Genomic DNA, 13918 nt, shown 5'->3' with positions numbered 1-13918 from the left:
GGGGACGCCGGGGGCGGCGTCCCCCGTCACCGGTCCGCGGTGCCCGCAGCAGCGGCCGCGCCTGGCCGAACTGTCCCAACTTGGGACGCCTCGACCAGGTGGGACGCCGCTGGGATGGCGACAGTGACCCGGACCACATCGAGGAAGGTAGATGAGAGATGAGCGTCGATACAGCGACGACGGCCCAGGTCGATGACGCCTCCGGGGTCCAGCAGCTCGACGCCCTGGTCATCGGCGCCGGGGTGGCCGGGCTCTACCAGCTCCACCAGCTGCGCGGGCTCGGCCTGCGGGTGCGCGCCTTCGACGCCGGGGCCGACGTGGGCGGGACCTGGTTCTGGAACCGCTACCCGGGGGCGCGGTTCGACTCCGAGGCCTACATCTACCAGTACCTGTTCGACGAGGACCTCTACAAGGACTGGAGCTGGAGCCAGCGGTTCCCCGACCAGCCGGAGATCGAGCGGTGGATGCACTACGTCGCCGACCGGCTCGACCTGCGCCGGGACATCCAGTTCTCCACGACGGTCACTGCCGCCCGCTTCGACGAGGAGCGGGGGCGCTGGACGGTCGAGACCGACCGCGGCGACACCGTCGACACCCAGTTCCTCGTCACCTGCGCCGGCATGCTGTCCGCGCCGATGGCCGACATCTTCCCGGGGCAGGCCGACTTCCGCGGCACGATCGTGCACACCTCGCGCTACCCCGCGGAGGGCCTGGAGCTCGCGGGCAAGCGGGTCGGCGTGGTCGGCATCGGCGCCACCGGCATCCAGGTGATCCAGACCGTCGCCGACCGGGTCGGGCACCTGACCGTCTTCGCCCGCACGCCGCAGTACGCCCTGCCGATGAAGAACCCGCACTACGGGCCGGAGGACGTCGCCGCGTACAAGGCGCGCTTCGCCGACCTGCGCACGACCCTCCCCCGCACGTTCACCGGCTTCGAGTACGACTTCGAGCACTCCTACGGCGACCTCACGCCGGAGCAGCGACGTGAGCTCCTCGAGGAGATCTACGAGAACGGCTCGCTGAAGCTGTGGCTGGCCTCGTTCCCGGAGATCTTCTTCGACGAGGCGGCCAGCGAGGAGGTCTCGGAGTTCGTCCGGGAGAAGATGCGGGCCCGCCTGCGCCACGACCGGCACCTGTGCGACGTGCTGGTCCCGACCGACTACGGCTTCGGCACCCACCGCGTACCGCTGGAGATGGACTACCTGGAGGTCTACCTGCGGCCGAACGTCGAGCTGGTCGGCGTCCGCGACAACCCGATCGTGCGCGTCGTCCCCCAGGGGCTGCAGTTGGAGGACGGCACCGTCCACGAGCTGGACGTGATCGTCCTGGCGACCGGCTTCGACGCCGGCACCGGCGCGCTCACCCGCATCGACATCCGCGGCCGCGACGGGCGGTCGCTCACCGAGGACTGGGGCCGCGACATCCGCACCACGATGGGCCTGATGGTGCACGGCTACCCCAACCTGCTCACCACCGCCGTGCCGCTGGCCCCGTCGGCCGCCCTGTGCAACATGACGACCTGCCTCCAGCAGCAGACCGAGTGGATCACCGACCTCCTCCGGTCGATGCGGGAGCGGGGCGCGACGGTCATCGAGCCGACCGCGGACGCCGAGGACGCGTGGGTGGCCCACCACGACGAGACGGCGTCGGCCAACCTCATCTCGAGGACGACGTCCTGGTACGTCGGCTCCAACGTGCCGGGCAAGCCCCGGCGGGTGCTGTCCTACACCGGCGGTGTCGGCACCTACCGGCAGAAGTGCGACGAGGTGGCCGCCGCGGGCTACCCGGGATTCGCGATCCGCTGACACCCTCTGCGGTGCGCCGGAGCGGCGGCGCACCGTCCCACCGAGCCACCGGAGGACTGCGATGACGCAGACGACGCAGCGCTTCACGCAGGCGGCGGACGAGATCCTCGCCCGAGCCGTCGAGGCCGACGCCCCCGTCGCGGGCGTGGTGGCCATGGCCACCGACCGGGAGGCCGACGTCTACGAGGGGGCGGCGGGTGCCCGGCGCCTCGGCGGGGACGTCGCCATGACCACCGACACGGTCTTCGCCCTCTTCTCGACCACGAAGGCCATCACCGCGACGGCGGCGCTCCAGCTGGTCGAGGAGGAGCGGCTCGACCTCGACGCTCCCGCCAGCACCTACGCTCCGGCGATCGGAGAGCTGCAGGTGCTCGACGGCTTCGGCGACGACGGCCGACCCCGCACCCGTGCCCCGAAGCGGGAGATCACCACCAGGCACCTGCTCACCCACACGGCCGGCTTCGGTTACGACTTCTTCAACGAGCACTACAACAGGCTGGCCACCGAGCACGGGCAGCCCAGCGTCATCACGGCGACCAAGGCCTGCCTGCAGACCCCGCTGCTGTTCGACCCGGGGGAGCGGTGGGAGTACGGCAGCAACATCGACTGGGCCGGCCAGGTGGTGGAGGGCATCACCGGCGAGCGCCTCGGCGACGTCTTCGCCGCCCGCATCTTCCAGCCGCTCGGCATGACCGACACGTCCTTCGAGCTCGACGACCGGCTGCGGGAGCGGCGGGCGACGGTGCACGCCCGCGGGAACGACGGGTCGCTCACGCCGATGGACGACTTCGAGCTGCCCCAGCCGCCCGAGGCGCACATGGGCGGTCACGGGCTCTACGGCACGGTCGGGGACTACATGCGCTTCATCCGCATGTGGCTCAACGACGGCCGGGGCGAGGGCGGAGCCGTCCTGAGGCCCGAGACGGTGCGGATGGCGGTGCAGAACCACCTCGGCGACCTCAAGGTGACGATGCTCCCGGGGGTCATCCCGTCGCTGTCCAACGACGCGGAGTTCTTCCCCGGGCTGTCGAAGTCGTGGTCGCTGCCGTTCATGGTCAACGACGAGCCGGCCCCCACCGGCCGGCCGGCCGGTGCACTCGGCTGGGCCGGGCTGGCCAACCTCTTCTACTGGGTCGACCGGGAGAACGGGTACGGCGGCTTCTGGGCCACCCAGGTGCTGCCCTTCGGGGACGCCACCTCCTTCGGCGGCTACCTGGAGTTCGAGACGGCCCTGTACTCGTCGCTGCAGCGCTGACGCGGAACGCAGCGGGGCGGGACCGGACGGTCCCGCTCCGCCCCGCTCGCGCGCGGCGTTCAGAGCGTCGGCGTCCACAGCTCCACGTGGGACGAGACCGCGGGGAAGACCACGAACAGCAGCAGCGCCGCCACCGCCAGGACCAGGAGCAGCGCGGTGACGGCGCGGGTCCCGGTGCTGCCGGGCAGGTGGCGCCAGATCCAGGAGTACACGCTCAGACCTCCTCGAGTGCCGCCGGCCCGTCCGGCGACTCGGCCTTGGACACCGTGCTGTCCAGCACCCCGTGCACGACCAGCCGCTGCTTGGTGGAGAACTTGGGGTGGCAGGTCGTCATGGTGAGCACCGCGCCGGTCGCCTCCCCGTTCATGGGGCCGCCCGGTGTGGGCGCGACGACGCTGCTCTCGCTCGGGTCGACGACGGTCGTCGTGGTCACCCGGTAGACGTGCCAGGCGTCGGCCGTCTCCACCACGACGGGGTCCCCCGGCTCCAGGACGTCGAGGGCGATGAACGGGCTGCCCCGGCCGACGCGGTGGCCGGCCATGGCGAAGTTCCCCTGCTCGCCGGGCATCGCGGAGCCCACGTAGTGCCCCGGACCGTCCTCGAGCTCGTCGGGGTCGGTGCCCTCGACGACGGCCCGCTCCCAGTCCGCCCCGAAGCGCGGGATGTGCACGAAGGCGAAGGCCTCGCCGAAGTCGGGCTCGGTCTCCGGGGCCGGCGTGGACCAGTCCTCGCGGAGGTCCTCGGCCACCTGCTCCTGCGCCTGGTCACTGAACAGGTCGGTGATCCAGATCTCGTAGGCGACGTAGAGCAGCATCACGGCCCCGACCGTGATGGCGAGCTGGCACAGCCCGCTGAAGAACGTGCGGATCATCGGTCCCCCTGATGTCCCGATGGGTGCGTCCCGCCCGCCGGGTGCCGGCGGGCGGGACGCGGGTGCTGGCGGTCAGGAGGCCGAGTTGGCCTTGCGGCGACGGCTCACGACCAGGCCGGCGCCACCACCGGCGAGGACCAGACCACCGATGGCGGCCATGCCCAGCACGTCGGCACCGGTGTTCGGCAGCGGGGTGTCGTACTCGGTGGGCTCGGCCGGGTCGGTCGGGTCGCCCCCGCCGTTGCCCGGGACGGTGACCGTGACCTGCTGCGAGAAGGAACCCGTCGCGCCCGCGTCGTCGGTGACGGTCAGGGAAACGGTGTACGTGCCGGAGGCGGCGTACGTGTGGCTCGCCGTGGCCCCGGTGCCGGTGGCCCCGTCGCCGAAGTCCCACGCGTAGGTGGCGATCGTGCCGTCCGCGTCGGACGAGGCGTTGGCGTCGACGGCGACGTCCGCACCCGTGGCGGTGGCGGTGAAGGCCGCGATCGGAGCCACGTTCTGCGGGTCCGTCTCGGGGCCCGAGCTGAACACGAAGTCGTTGCAGCCGAAGGTCATGCCGTGCACGACGGCGTCGGCGTCGGGCGAGTAGACGATCTGGAAGCCCATCGTCTCGATCGTCGCGTCGGGGTAGGCGGCGCTGATGTCGACGAGCGTGGCCTCGTCGGTGGCCTCGGACGCCTCCGGGTCGACCTCGGTCAGCGCCGTCTCGCTCCACCAGACGCCCTCCGGGTCACCCGTGGCGGGCTGGTAGTACACCAGCCACGAGGGGAGCTCGCCCTCCGGCCCGTCGAGGTCGACCCACATCTCGTAGGTCGGGTGGTTCGCGAGGGGCTGGCCCGCGGCCTGGGTGACGTCGAGGGCGTAGTTCGACGGCGCGGTCGCGTCGGCCAGCGGGATGCCGAGGCCGTCCATGAAGTAGCCGACCCAGGCGTTCTCCGACGCGTCGGTCGTCATGTGCAGGCCGTCGGGTCGCATCTCGGCGTTGCCGCCGTCGCCGAAGCCGGAGAGCGAGCCGTTGAAGGCCGCCTGGAGGCCGGCCATGTCGAGCGTCGTGACGCCACAGCCGTTGGCCGAGGCGATGCTCGGCGCGACCGCGCTGACGAGTGCGAACGTGCCGAGCCCCATGGCGCCGGCGGTGAACAGGCTGGTGGTGCGCTTCATCGATGGACCCCCGTGATCAGATGGACGGATTCCCCTGGAGCGGATCGCCGCTCCTTCCGTGCTCCCAATCTCGGGCGTGCGGAGTCGGGGGGACACCCCCCGTTCCGTCCCCTACGCCACCCCATCCTGTGGGGACGTTCGGACGTGTCGTCACGCCTCGTGAGCAGGCATGTCGCTCACTGCGACGAATCGGTCTCCCGCGGACGGATCCGCGGGACGGCGATGAGCCACAGCCGGCCGCGGCGTCCTAGGAGCAGAGGGTGGCCCACCCGGCCACCCCGGACCCCCGGGAGGCACCCGTGCGACCGCTCGTCGTCACCACGTTCCTGACCATGGACGGCGTCATGCAGGCCCCCGGCGGGCCGGGCGAGGACCCCTCCGGCGGCTTCGTCCACGAGGGCTGGGTCGTGCCCCACTTCGACGACGACCTCGGCGCCCAGATCGAGGAGTGGTTCACCGGCGCCCAGGACTTCCTGCTCGGCCGCGGGACCTACGAGATCTTCCACGCCTCGTGGCCGCAGATGCGCGATGAGGACAGCGCGGTCGCCACGGGCCTCAACGACAAGACCAAGTACGTCGCCTCCCGCACCCTTCCCTCGGTCGAGTGGGAGACCGCCCGGCTGATCGAGGGGCCGGTGCCGGACGCCGTCCGTACGCTCAAGGCCGCCGACGGCGGGGAGCTGCAGGTGCACGGCTCACCGGGGCTGGTGCAGACCCTGCTGCGGGAGGACCTCGTCGACGAGCTCCGGCTGGTGGTGTTCCCGGTGACGCTTGGGCAAGGCAAGCGGCTGTTCGGCGAGGGGACCATCCCGCGGGCCTGGCGGCTGACCGCCTCGCGGGTCACCGCCTCCGGCGTGCTGGTCGCCTCCTACCAGCGGGCCGGCGAGGTGGAGACCGGGTCCATGGGGCCGGAGTACGAGGGGGCGGTCAGCGGCTGAGCGGGCTCGGGGAAGGGTCGGGGGCGGGCGACGGTTGCTCAGGGCAACACCACCTGAGAGGCCTGTACATGAGCATCCCGCTGTCCATCCTCGACCTCGCGCCGATCGCCCGTGGGACGACCGCGGCGGACAGCATCGCCGCGAGCGTCGCGCTCGCCCGGCGCGCGGAGGAGACCGGCTACCGCCGGGTCTGGTACGCCGAGCACCACAACATGCCGACGATCGCCTCGTCGGCGACCAGCGTGCTCATCGCGCACGTCGGCGCGCAGACGTCGTCCATCCGGCTCGGCGCCGGCGGCGTCATGCTGCCCAACCACTCGCCGCTGACGATCGCCGAGCAGTTCGGCACCCTCGACGCGATGTACCCGGGCCGGATCGACCTGGGCCTGGGCCGCGCCCCCGGCTCGGACCAGAACACGATGTACGCCCTGCGCCGCGACCCGCGCTCGGCCGACCGCTTCCCGCAGGACGTCCTCGAGCTGCAGGCCTACCTGGCCGGCTCGACGCGGGTGCCGGGTGTCGACGCGATCCCGGGCAAGGGGTCGAACGTCCCGCTGTACCTCCTGGGCTCGTCGATGTTCGGCGCCTCCCTGGCCGCCGCCCTCGGCCTGCCGTACGCGTTCGCCTCGCACTTCGCCCCGGCGATGCTCGAGCCCGCGGTGGCGGCCTACCGGCGCGAGTTCAAGCCGTCCGAGCAGCTCGACGCCCCGTACGTGATCGCCGGGGTCAACGCGGTCGCCGCCGACACCCGCGCCGAGGCCGAGGCCGCGCTCGCCGCCGTCCGCCGCACCCTCGCCGTCGGTCTGTTCCGCCGCGGCCGGTCGCTGTCGGACGACGAGGCCCAGCTGCTGCTCGACGGCGGCGCGGGCCTGCACGTCGACACGATGCTCACCCACACCGCCGTCGGCACCCCCGCCGAGGTGCGCGAGTACCTCACCGGCTTCGCCCGCTCGGTCGAGGCCGACGAGCTGATCGTCGCCCACCAGTTCCCGGGCACCGAGGGCCGGCTGCGCTCGGTCGAGCTCACCGCCGAGGCGATGTCCCTCGTCGCCGCCTGAGCCGGACACTCCGGCTGACCCCGTACCCACCAGCACCGCTTCGCCGGGCGCCGCCCTCTGCGGCAGCTCGTGCTCTGCCCACGATGGTGGGCAGAGCACGAGCGTGCGTGGAGGTGCCCCTCCGGCGGGCGCAGGGCCGGAGTGTCCGAGGAGGGCGGCTCCCCGGAGCGCCAGGAGCCAGGGTCTCATCGCTCCCCACATCCCATGTCGATCTCGTGCGGGCTGTCGGCATGCAGGCACGGGGAGTCGAGCGCCTTCTCGCCGTGATGCCCGTCGCGTTCCGGAATGGGCTGCCCGGCACAGGTCCTTGGAACCCTCCGTGGACCTGTTCTCCCCTGTGACCCTGGGCGACCTCGAGCTCGCCAACCGCGTCGTCATGGCCCCGTTGACCCGCATGCGCTCCGGTGCGTCCGGCGTCCCCGGTGACCTCGTCGTCGAGCACTACCGGCAGCGCGCCGGCCTCGGCCTGATCATCACCGAGGGCACGTACCCGAACCACGAGTCGCAGGCGTTCGTCGGCCAGCCCGGCATCGTCACCGACGAGCAGGTCGAGGGCTGGCGCCGGGTCGCCGAGGCGGTGCACGCCCGCGGAGGCCGCATCGTCATGCAGGTCATGCACGGCGGCCGGGTCACCCACCCCGACGTCAACGGCGGACGCCGCGTCGTCGCCCCGAGCGCCGTCGCGATCAACGGCGAGGGCCACACCGAGAAGGGCAAGCAGGCCTATCCGGTGCCGCACGCGCTGACGGTCGAGGAGGCCCGCGCGACGGTGCAGGACTTCGTCTCCGCCTCCCGCCGCGCCGTCGAGGCCGGGCTGGACGGCGTGGAGATCCACGGCGCCAACGGCTACCTGCTGCACGAGTTCCTCTCGCCCGCGTCCAACGAGCGCACCGACGAGTACGGCGGCTCCCCGGAGAACCGCGCGCGCTTCGTCGTCCAGGTGGTGACGGCGGTGGCCGCGGCGATCGGCGCCGGCAAGGTGGGGCTGCGCATCTCCCCGGAGCACGACATCCAGGACGCGTTCGAGACCGACCGCGCCGACGTCCTCGCCACCTACGGCGCGCTCCTCGACCAGCTGGCGCCGCTGGGCCTGGCCTACCTGAGCGTGCTGCACCGGGAGCCCGCCGGTGACCTGGTGCAGGAGCTGCGCCGGCGCTTCGGTGGCCCGCTGATCGCCAACAGCGGCTTCGGGTCGGTCACCACCCGCGAGGAGGCGGTCGCCCTCATCGAGGCCGCGCACGCCGAGGCCGTCGCCGTCGGCCGGCCCGTGATCGCCAACCCCGACCTGGTCGAGCGCTGGGCCGGCGAGCACCCGGAGAACGAGCCGAAGCAGCACCTCTTCTACGCCGCCGGCGCCGAGGGCTACACCGACTACCCGACGCTCAAGGTCGGCTGACCCGCACCTGCCGCACACGCGCCGAGGGCTGCCTCCCCACCGGGGAGGCAGCCCTCGGTGCTCCGTCGGCGGTCGTGGGTCTCTGAGTGCCCTCGCACTCAGAGACCCACGACGCGCGGGTGGACCCTCGTCCCGGCCGCCCTCCCGGCGGACACTGCCCGCATGACCGACGAGGCAGGGCTCCGCGAGTTCGTGGCGGCGTTCAACGCGCACGACCTCGACCGGATCATGGACTTCTTCTCCGACGACTGCGTGCTGGAGACCCCGCGCGGCCCCGACCCGTGGGGGACGCGCTACAGCGGCCGGGCGGCCGTGCGGGAGGGGCTCACGGCGCGGTTCACCGGCATCCCCGACGTCCACTACGGCGAGGACGAGCACTGGACGTGCGGGGACCACGCGGTCTCCCGCTGGCTCCTGACGGGCACGACCACCGAGGGCGAGAAGGTGCGCGTCCGCGGCTGCGACCTGCTCGACCTCGCGCCGGACGGTCGCATCCGGCGCAAGGACTCCTACTGGAAGATCGTGGCCTGACGGCCAGGTGGGTACCGGGAGTGCGTGTGCGGTCCCGGCCGGGGGCGGCGCCGGACGAGCCGGGCTGGGTGAAGGCGGCGATGGACTTCCGGCTGACGCCGTGCCGCGGCGGCACGGAGCTGAGCTCGGAGACCCGCGTGGTGGCCACCGATCCGGCCACGCGGCGGCGCTTCGCCCGCTACTGGCAGGTCATCCGGCCGGGCAGCTCCGCGATCCGCTGGGAGCTGCTGGCCGCGGTGCAGCTGCGCGCGGAGGCCCGCGCCTCGTGACGGACACACGCCGAGGGCCCCCTCGACCCGATCGAGGGGGCCCTCGCCGTGTGTCCGGTGAGCGTCAGCCCCGGCGGCGGCCCAGCAGCCAGCCGACGAGGACACCGAGCAGGGTCAGCCCGGCGCCGCCGAGCGCCCCGGTCACGAGCGCGCGGACGTCGGAGGCGGCCGGAGCCGCAGCCGCGGCCCGGCCCGCGAAGACGGTGGGTGCGGCGGCCGGAGCCGCGGCAGCGACGGCGGGCACCCCGGCAGCGGGAGCGGGCGCCTCAGCGGCAGGAGCGGCAGCCGCCGGCGCGGGAGCGGCCACCCCGGTCAGCTCGTCGTCGATCGCCTTGAAGAACTGCCCGGCCATCCGCTTGGCGACGCCGCTGATCATCCGCTGGCCCACGCCCGCCACCGGCCCGCCGATCACGGCGTCCGCGGAGTAGGTGAGCGTCGTCGTCCCGGAGTCGGCGGGCTCGAGGTTGATCGTCACCGTCGCCCGCGCGTTGCCGGGCGCCCCCGCGCCGGACGCGTGCATCACGTACGACGTCGGCCGCTGCTGGTCGGAGAGGCGCACCTCGCCGGCGTAGGTGCCCTTGATCGCCCCGACGCCGACCGAGACGTTCATCCGGTACTCGTCGTCCCCGGTGCGCTCCAGCGACTCGCACCCCGGGATCGTGCGCGCCAGCACCGCCGGGTCGGTGATGACCGACCACACCTTCTCCGGGTCGGCGTGCAGCACCGCAGAGCCGTCGAGGTTCACGCAGACACTCCTGTCCTCGCCCGGCGCGCGGCCGCAGCGGTCTTCTCCGAATCGGGGGATCGCATCAGGTCGTACAGCTGGGTGGGCGAGATCGGCATCGCCGCGATGCGGCGTCCGGTCGCGTCCTCGATGGCCGAGGCGATGGCCGCCGTCCCTGGGATGACGCCGGCCTCGCCGGCGCCCTTGAGGCCCAGCGGGTTCAGCGGTGAGGGCGTCTGCTGGTGGTCGATCACCACGTCCGGGATCTCGGACGCGTACGGCATCAGGAAGTCCATGAACGAGGCGTTCTGCAGCTGCCCGGAGTCGTCGTAGGCCATCCGCTCGTACAGCGCGCCGCCGATGCCCTGCGCGACGCCGCCGTGCACCTGGCCCTCGACGATCATCGGATTGACGATGTTGCCGCAGTCGTGGACCACCGCGTACTTCACGACGTCGATCTCCCACGTCGTCGGGTCGATCTCCACGATCGCGGCGTGCGCGCCGGAGGCGAAGGTCGACCGGATCGGCGAGTAGTAGTCGCGGTGCTCCAGGCCCGGGGCGTCGCCCTCGGCCACCGGCGGCTTCGTGTCGTCGTGCGTGGCGAACTGGGTGGCCTGCTTGGCGGCCTCGTCGAACGCGTAGCGCAGTGGGTTGGACAGGACGGCGACCGTCCGCAGCGGGATGGACGCCCCGGGGGTGCCGCGCACCTGGACGACGCCGTCCTCGATCTCCAGGTCGCCGGGGTCGGCCTCCAGGACGTCGGCGGCGATCCGCAGCGCCTTCTCGCGGACGCCGCGCGCGGCCAGGGCGATCGCGTTGCCGCTCATCACCGCCGCCCGCGAGGCGAACGTGCCGACGGCGTAGCCGAAGCGCCGGGTGTCGCCGGTGGTCACCTCGACGTCCTCGATCGGCACCCCGAGCTCGGACGCGACGATCTGCGCGAACGCGGTCTCGTGGCCCTGTCCCTGCGAGGTCAGCCCGGTCGAGACCAGCACCTTGCCGCTGCCGAGCACCTGCACGTGCCCGCCTTCGTACGGGCCGGGCCCGGTGCCCTCGACGTACAGCGCCATGCCGACGCCGAGCAGCCGGCCGCGGGCCTCGGCGTCCGCCCGCAGCGACTCCGCCTCCGACCAGCCCACGAGCGTGCGCAGCTTGTCCAGCAGACCCGGGTAGTCGCCGGAGTCGTAGATGACCGGCCGGCCGTCCTGGAACGTCAGCTTGTGGTCGTACGGGAACTGCGAGGGCTGGATGAGGTTCCGCTCCCGCACGAGCGCGCGGTCCAGGCCGAGCGCGTCGGCGATGCGGTCCATCGTCCGCTCCATCGCGTAGCAGCCCTGCGGCCGCCCGGCGCCGCGGTACGGCGTCACGATGACGGTGTTGGTGAAGACGCTCTCCACGATCACCCGGTACACCGGGATCACGTACGGGCCCACCAACTGGGTCGCCGTCACGATCGGCACGATGATCCCGTAGGGCGTGTACGCGCCGTTGTCGTGCCAGATGTGGACGTCGAGGGCGGTGATCCGGCCGTCGTCGTCGTACCCGACGGTGATCTCCTGCCGCTGCTGGCGCTCGTGCGCGCTGGAGATGAAGTGCTCGCGCCGGTCCTCGGCCCACTTCACCTCCTGGCCCAGCGCGATCGCGGCCATCGGCACCAGCAGCTCCTCCGGCCACGGGTGCACGATCTTCACGCCGAAGCCGCCGCCCACGTCGGGCGCGACGACCTCGACCTTGTCCAGCGGCAGCTGCAGTTTGGCCGCGATCGCCGCGCGCACCGACGTCGAGGCCTGGGTGCTGGTGTAGACCCGCAGCGAGCGGTCGGCGGCGTCCCACCGCGCGTGCACGCCCTTGCCCTCCATCGGCATGCAGGCGCTGCGCTCGATGTACTGCGTGAACGACAGCGTGTGCGGGGCCTTCGCCAGGGCCGGCTCGACGTCCCCGGTCTCCTGGTGGTGGCGTGCGGCCACGTTGTCCGGGACGTCGGCGTGGACGGCGACCCTCGCCTCGCGGGCGGCGTCCACCCCGACGACGACCGGCAGCTCCTCGTAGGTGACGACGATCCGCTCGGCAGCGTCCTCGGCCACGTACCGGTCGGTGGCCACCACCATGACCACCGGCTCGCCCACGTGGTTCACCACGCCGTTGGCCAGCGGGTAGCCGGTGCGCGGGGCGGTCAGCTGCGGGTGGGGGATCAGCACCGGCAGCGGCTCGGCGAGTGGGCCGGAGAGGTCCTCGTAGGTGTAGATCGCGACCAGGCCCTCGACGTCCAGGGCCACCTCGACGTCGATGTCGACGACGCGGGCGTGCGCGTGCGGACTGCGCACGAAGGCGGCGGCCAGGGCGGTGTGCCCGATGTCGTCGAGGTAGCGGCCCCTGCCGGTGATCAGGCGGGCGTCCTCGCGCCGGCGGACCGGCTCGCCGAACAGCTTCGTCGTCACCGGTCACCCTCCATGGCCGCGGCGGCGTGGCGGACGGCCTTCTTGATGTTGGCGTAGCCGGTGCACCGGCAGAGGTTGCCGCCGACCATGTCGTCGACCTCCTCCTCGGTGAGCTCGGCCGACGCGTCCCGGTTCTCCAGCCCCGCCTTGATCGTCATGAGGAAGCCAGGCGTGCAGAAGCCGCACTGCAGCGCGTGGCACTCGCGGAAGGCCTCCTGCACCGGGTGCAGCACCTGCCCGCCCTGGTGGTCCTCGCGGGCCAGCCCCTCGACGGTCTCCACCTCGGCGCCGTCGACCTGGACGGCGAGCACCAGGCAGGAGCGCACCGGGGCGCCGTCCACCAGCACCGTGCACGCCCCGCAGACGCCGTGCTCGCAGCCGACGTGGGTGCCGGTCAGCCCGAGGTCGTGGCGCAGCGCGTCGGACAGCAGTCGGCGCACCGGCACGGTCGCCTTCCGCGGCACCCCGTTGACGGTGATCGTGACGGTCCGCTCGGTGTCGACGGAGACGGTCATGCGTCGGTCCTCTCGGCTGCCTCGGCCGCGGCCTGGCCCAGGGTTCGTTCGGTCAGCACGCCGACCAGCAGGCGTCGGTACTCCGCGCTGGCGTGCAGGTCGCCGTCCGGCTCGACCAGCGTGCGGGCCAGCTCGCCGGCCGCGGACCAGTCGGCCTTCTCCACCGGCTGGCCGGCGACGGCGTCGGTCAGGTCGTGCACCTCGGGCACCAGCCCGACGGAGATGTAGGCCGCGCGGGCGGCCGACACGCGACGGGAGCCGTCGAGCGTGACGACGACGCCGGCGCCGCAGACCGCGTAGTCGCCCTTGCGGCGGGCGACCTCGGCGAAGGCGGTGCCCGAGCGCTCGGGCAGCGCCGGGAAGAAGGCGGAGGTGACCAGGGACGGCCCGGACAGCGAGGTCTCCAGCGGTCCGACGAACAGGTCGCGCCACGGCACGGTCTCGACACCGCCGGGCGTGGCCACGGTGACCGAGCCGTCGGTGAGGGCGAGGACGGACGTCATCTCGCCGGAGGGGTCGGCGTGCGCGATCGAGCCGACCGTCGTCCCGCGGTTGCGGACCGCGGGGTGGGCCACGTTCGCGGTGGCGCGGGCCAGCAGCGGCTGGACGCCGGCGGCCGCGTGGTCGTGCAGGATGGTGGCGTGCCGGACCAGGGCGCCCACCCGGACGCCGTCCCCGGTGACCTCGACGGCGTCGAGGCCGGGCACCCGGTTGATGTCCACCAGCGTGGCCGGCGCCGCCAGCCGCATCGACAGCAGCGGCAGCAGCGACTGGCCGCCGGCGAGGACCTTGGCGCCGTCCTCCGTGGCGAGGACCTCGAGGACCTCCTCCAGCGTGCGCGGGTCGGCGTACCGGAACGGGGCGGGCTTCACCGGGCGCCGATTCCCTGACCGCGACCGCGGTGCGACGTCTGGTGCAACGCCACGAGTGCCTCCTCTGTCGTACGGGTCCGGGTGG

Annotated in this window: 14 protein-coding genes; 7 read left to right on the top strand and 7 right to left on the bottom strand. The window is 72.9% G+C overall.

The features are described from left to right. Positions 1–158: 158 nt before the first annotated feature. Both ACI784_RS15605 and ACI784_RS15600 read left to right on the top strand, forming a co-directional pair. Positions 159–1805, top strand: coding sequence for a flavin-containing monooxygenase (locus ACI784_RS15605; protein ID WP_457014061.1), 1647 nt, complete (start codon positions 159–161; stop codon positions 1803–1805). 61 nt (positions 1806–1866) lie between these two features. Beyond that, positions 1867–3060: a serine hydrolase domain-containing protein gene (locus tag ACI784_RS15600; protein ID WP_456924204.1), complete on the top strand. Its 1194-nt coding sequence runs from the start codon at positions 1867–1869 to the stop codon at positions 3058–3060. 59 nt (positions 3061–3119) lie between these two features. On the opposite strand, the gene ACI784_RS15595 is transcribed toward ACI784_RS15600, so the two are convergent. From ACI784_RS15595 to ACI784_RS15585, 3 genes are all read right to left on the bottom strand, one after another. Continuing rightward, complete coding sequence (locus tag ACI784_RS15595; protein WP_456924203.1) at positions 3120–3272, bottom strand: hypothetical protein; 153 nt, start codon at positions 3270–3272, stop codon at positions 3120–3122. 2 nt (positions 3273–3274) lie between these two features. After that, the gene (locus ACI784_RS15590; RefSeq protein WP_456924202.1) at positions 3275–3931 is read right to left on the bottom strand and encodes a class E sortase; all 657 of its coding nucleotides are present in this window, start codon (positions 3929–3931) and stop codon (positions 3275–3277) included. 72 nt (positions 3932–4003) lie between these two features. Then, entirely contained in the window at positions 4004–5092 is a 1089-nt protein-coding gene (locus ACI784_RS15585) for a PKD domain-containing protein (protein WP_457014060.1), read from the bottom strand. A 299-nt stretch (positions 5093–5391) separates the two neighbouring features. Between ACI784_RS15585 and ACI784_RS15580 the strand changes: the two genes are divergently transcribed. From ACI784_RS15580 to ACI784_RS15560, 5 genes are all read left to right on the top strand, one after another. Continuing rightward, positions 5392–6030, top strand: coding sequence for a dihydrofolate reductase family protein (locus ACI784_RS15580; protein WP_457014059.1), 639 nt, complete (start codon positions 5392–5394; stop codon positions 6028–6030). A gap of 68 nt (positions 6031–6098) precedes the next feature. Then, positions 6099–7088: an LLM class flavin-dependent oxidoreductase gene (locus tag ACI784_RS15575; RefSeq protein ID WP_457014058.1), complete on the top strand. Its 990-nt coding sequence runs from the start codon at positions 6099–6101 to the stop codon at positions 7086–7088. A 319-nt stretch (positions 7089–7407) separates the two neighbouring features. After that, positions 7408–8484, top strand: a complete 1077-nt coding sequence (locus tag ACI784_RS15570) for an alkene reductase (protein WP_457014057.1) — start codon at positions 7408–7410, stop codon at positions 8482–8484. A gap of 162 nt (positions 8485–8646) precedes the next feature. After that, positions 8647–9015, top strand: a complete 369-nt coding sequence (locus tag ACI784_RS15565; RefSeq protein ID WP_456924197.1) for a nuclear transport factor 2 family protein — start codon at positions 8647–8649, stop codon at positions 9013–9015. Between the two features lie 26 nt (positions 9016–9041). Continuing rightward, positions 9042–9284, top strand: a complete 243-nt coding sequence (locus ACI784_RS15560) for a hypothetical protein (RefSeq protein ID WP_457014056.1) — start codon at positions 9042–9044, stop codon at positions 9282–9284. A gap of 64 nt (positions 9285–9348) precedes the next feature. Here the strand turns inward: ACI784_RS15560 and ACI784_RS15555 are convergent, their stop codons facing one another. From ACI784_RS15555 to ACI784_RS15540, 4 genes are read right to left on the bottom strand one after another with little or no spacing between them, the layout of a single operon-like run. Next, positions 9349–10029: a CoxG family protein gene (locus ACI784_RS15555; RefSeq protein WP_457014055.1), complete on the bottom strand. Its 681-nt coding sequence runs from the start codon at positions 10027–10029 to the stop codon at positions 9349–9351. Next, the gene (cutA, locus tag ACI784_RS15550) at positions 10026–12446 is read right to left on the bottom strand and encodes an aerobic carbon-monoxide dehydrogenase large subunit (RefSeq protein ID WP_457014054.1); all 2421 of its coding nucleotides are present in this window, start codon (positions 12444–12446) and stop codon (positions 10026–10028) included. Before cutA ends, ACI784_RS15555 begins: the two co-directional genes overlap by 4 nt. Continuing rightward, the gene (locus tag ACI784_RS15545; RefSeq protein ID WP_457014053.1) at positions 12443–12961 is read right to left on the bottom strand and encodes a (2Fe-2S)-binding protein; all 519 of its coding nucleotides are present in this window, start codon (positions 12959–12961) and stop codon (positions 12443–12445) included. Before ACI784_RS15545 ends, cutA begins: the two co-directional genes overlap by 4 nt. After that, positions 12958–13833, bottom strand: a complete 876-nt coding sequence (locus tag ACI784_RS15540) for an FAD binding domain-containing protein (protein ID WP_457014052.1) — start codon at positions 13831–13833, stop codon at positions 12958–12960. Before ACI784_RS15540 ends, ACI784_RS15545 begins: the two co-directional genes overlap by 4 nt. Between the last annotated feature and the right edge of the window lie 85 nt (positions 13834–13918).

This window comes from Geodermatophilus sp. SYSU D01186 (genome assembly GCF_054050215.1).
The sequence above is the reverse complement of the archived record's forward strand: the minus strand, read 5'-3'. Positions and strand labels throughout refer to the sequence as shown.

What these genes read in the sequence shown, in the direction of transcription:
- ACI784_RS15565 (WP_456924197.1), top strand. Translation starts at nt 8,647, where the DNA reads ATGACCGACGAGGCAGGGCTCCGCGAGTTCGTGGCGGCGTTCAACGCG.
- ACI784_RS15545 (WP_457014053.1), bottom strand. Translation starts at nt 12,961, where the DNA reads ATGACCGTCTCCGTCGACACCGAGCGGACCGTCACGATCACCGTCAAC.
- ACI784_RS15605 (WP_457014061.1), top strand. Translation starts at nt 159, where the DNA reads ATGAGCGTCGATACAGCGACGACGGCCCAGGTCGATGACGCCTCCGGG.
- ACI784_RS15575 (WP_457014058.1), top strand. Translation starts at nt 6,099, where the DNA reads ATGAGCATCCCGCTGTCCATCCTCGACCTCGCGCCGATCGCCCGTGGG.
- ACI784_RS15590 (WP_456924202.1), bottom strand. Translation starts at nt 3,931, where the DNA reads ATGATCCGCACGTTCTTCAGCGGGCTGTGCCAGCTCGCCATCACGGTC.
- ACI784_RS15600 (WP_456924204.1), top strand. Translation starts at nt 1,867, where the DNA reads ATGACGCAGACGACGCAGCGCTTCACGCAGGCGGCGGACGAGATCCTC.
- ACI784_RS15585 (WP_457014060.1), bottom strand. Translation starts at nt 5,092, where the DNA reads ATGAAGCGCACCACCAGCCTGTTCACCGCCGGCGCCATGGGGCTCGGC.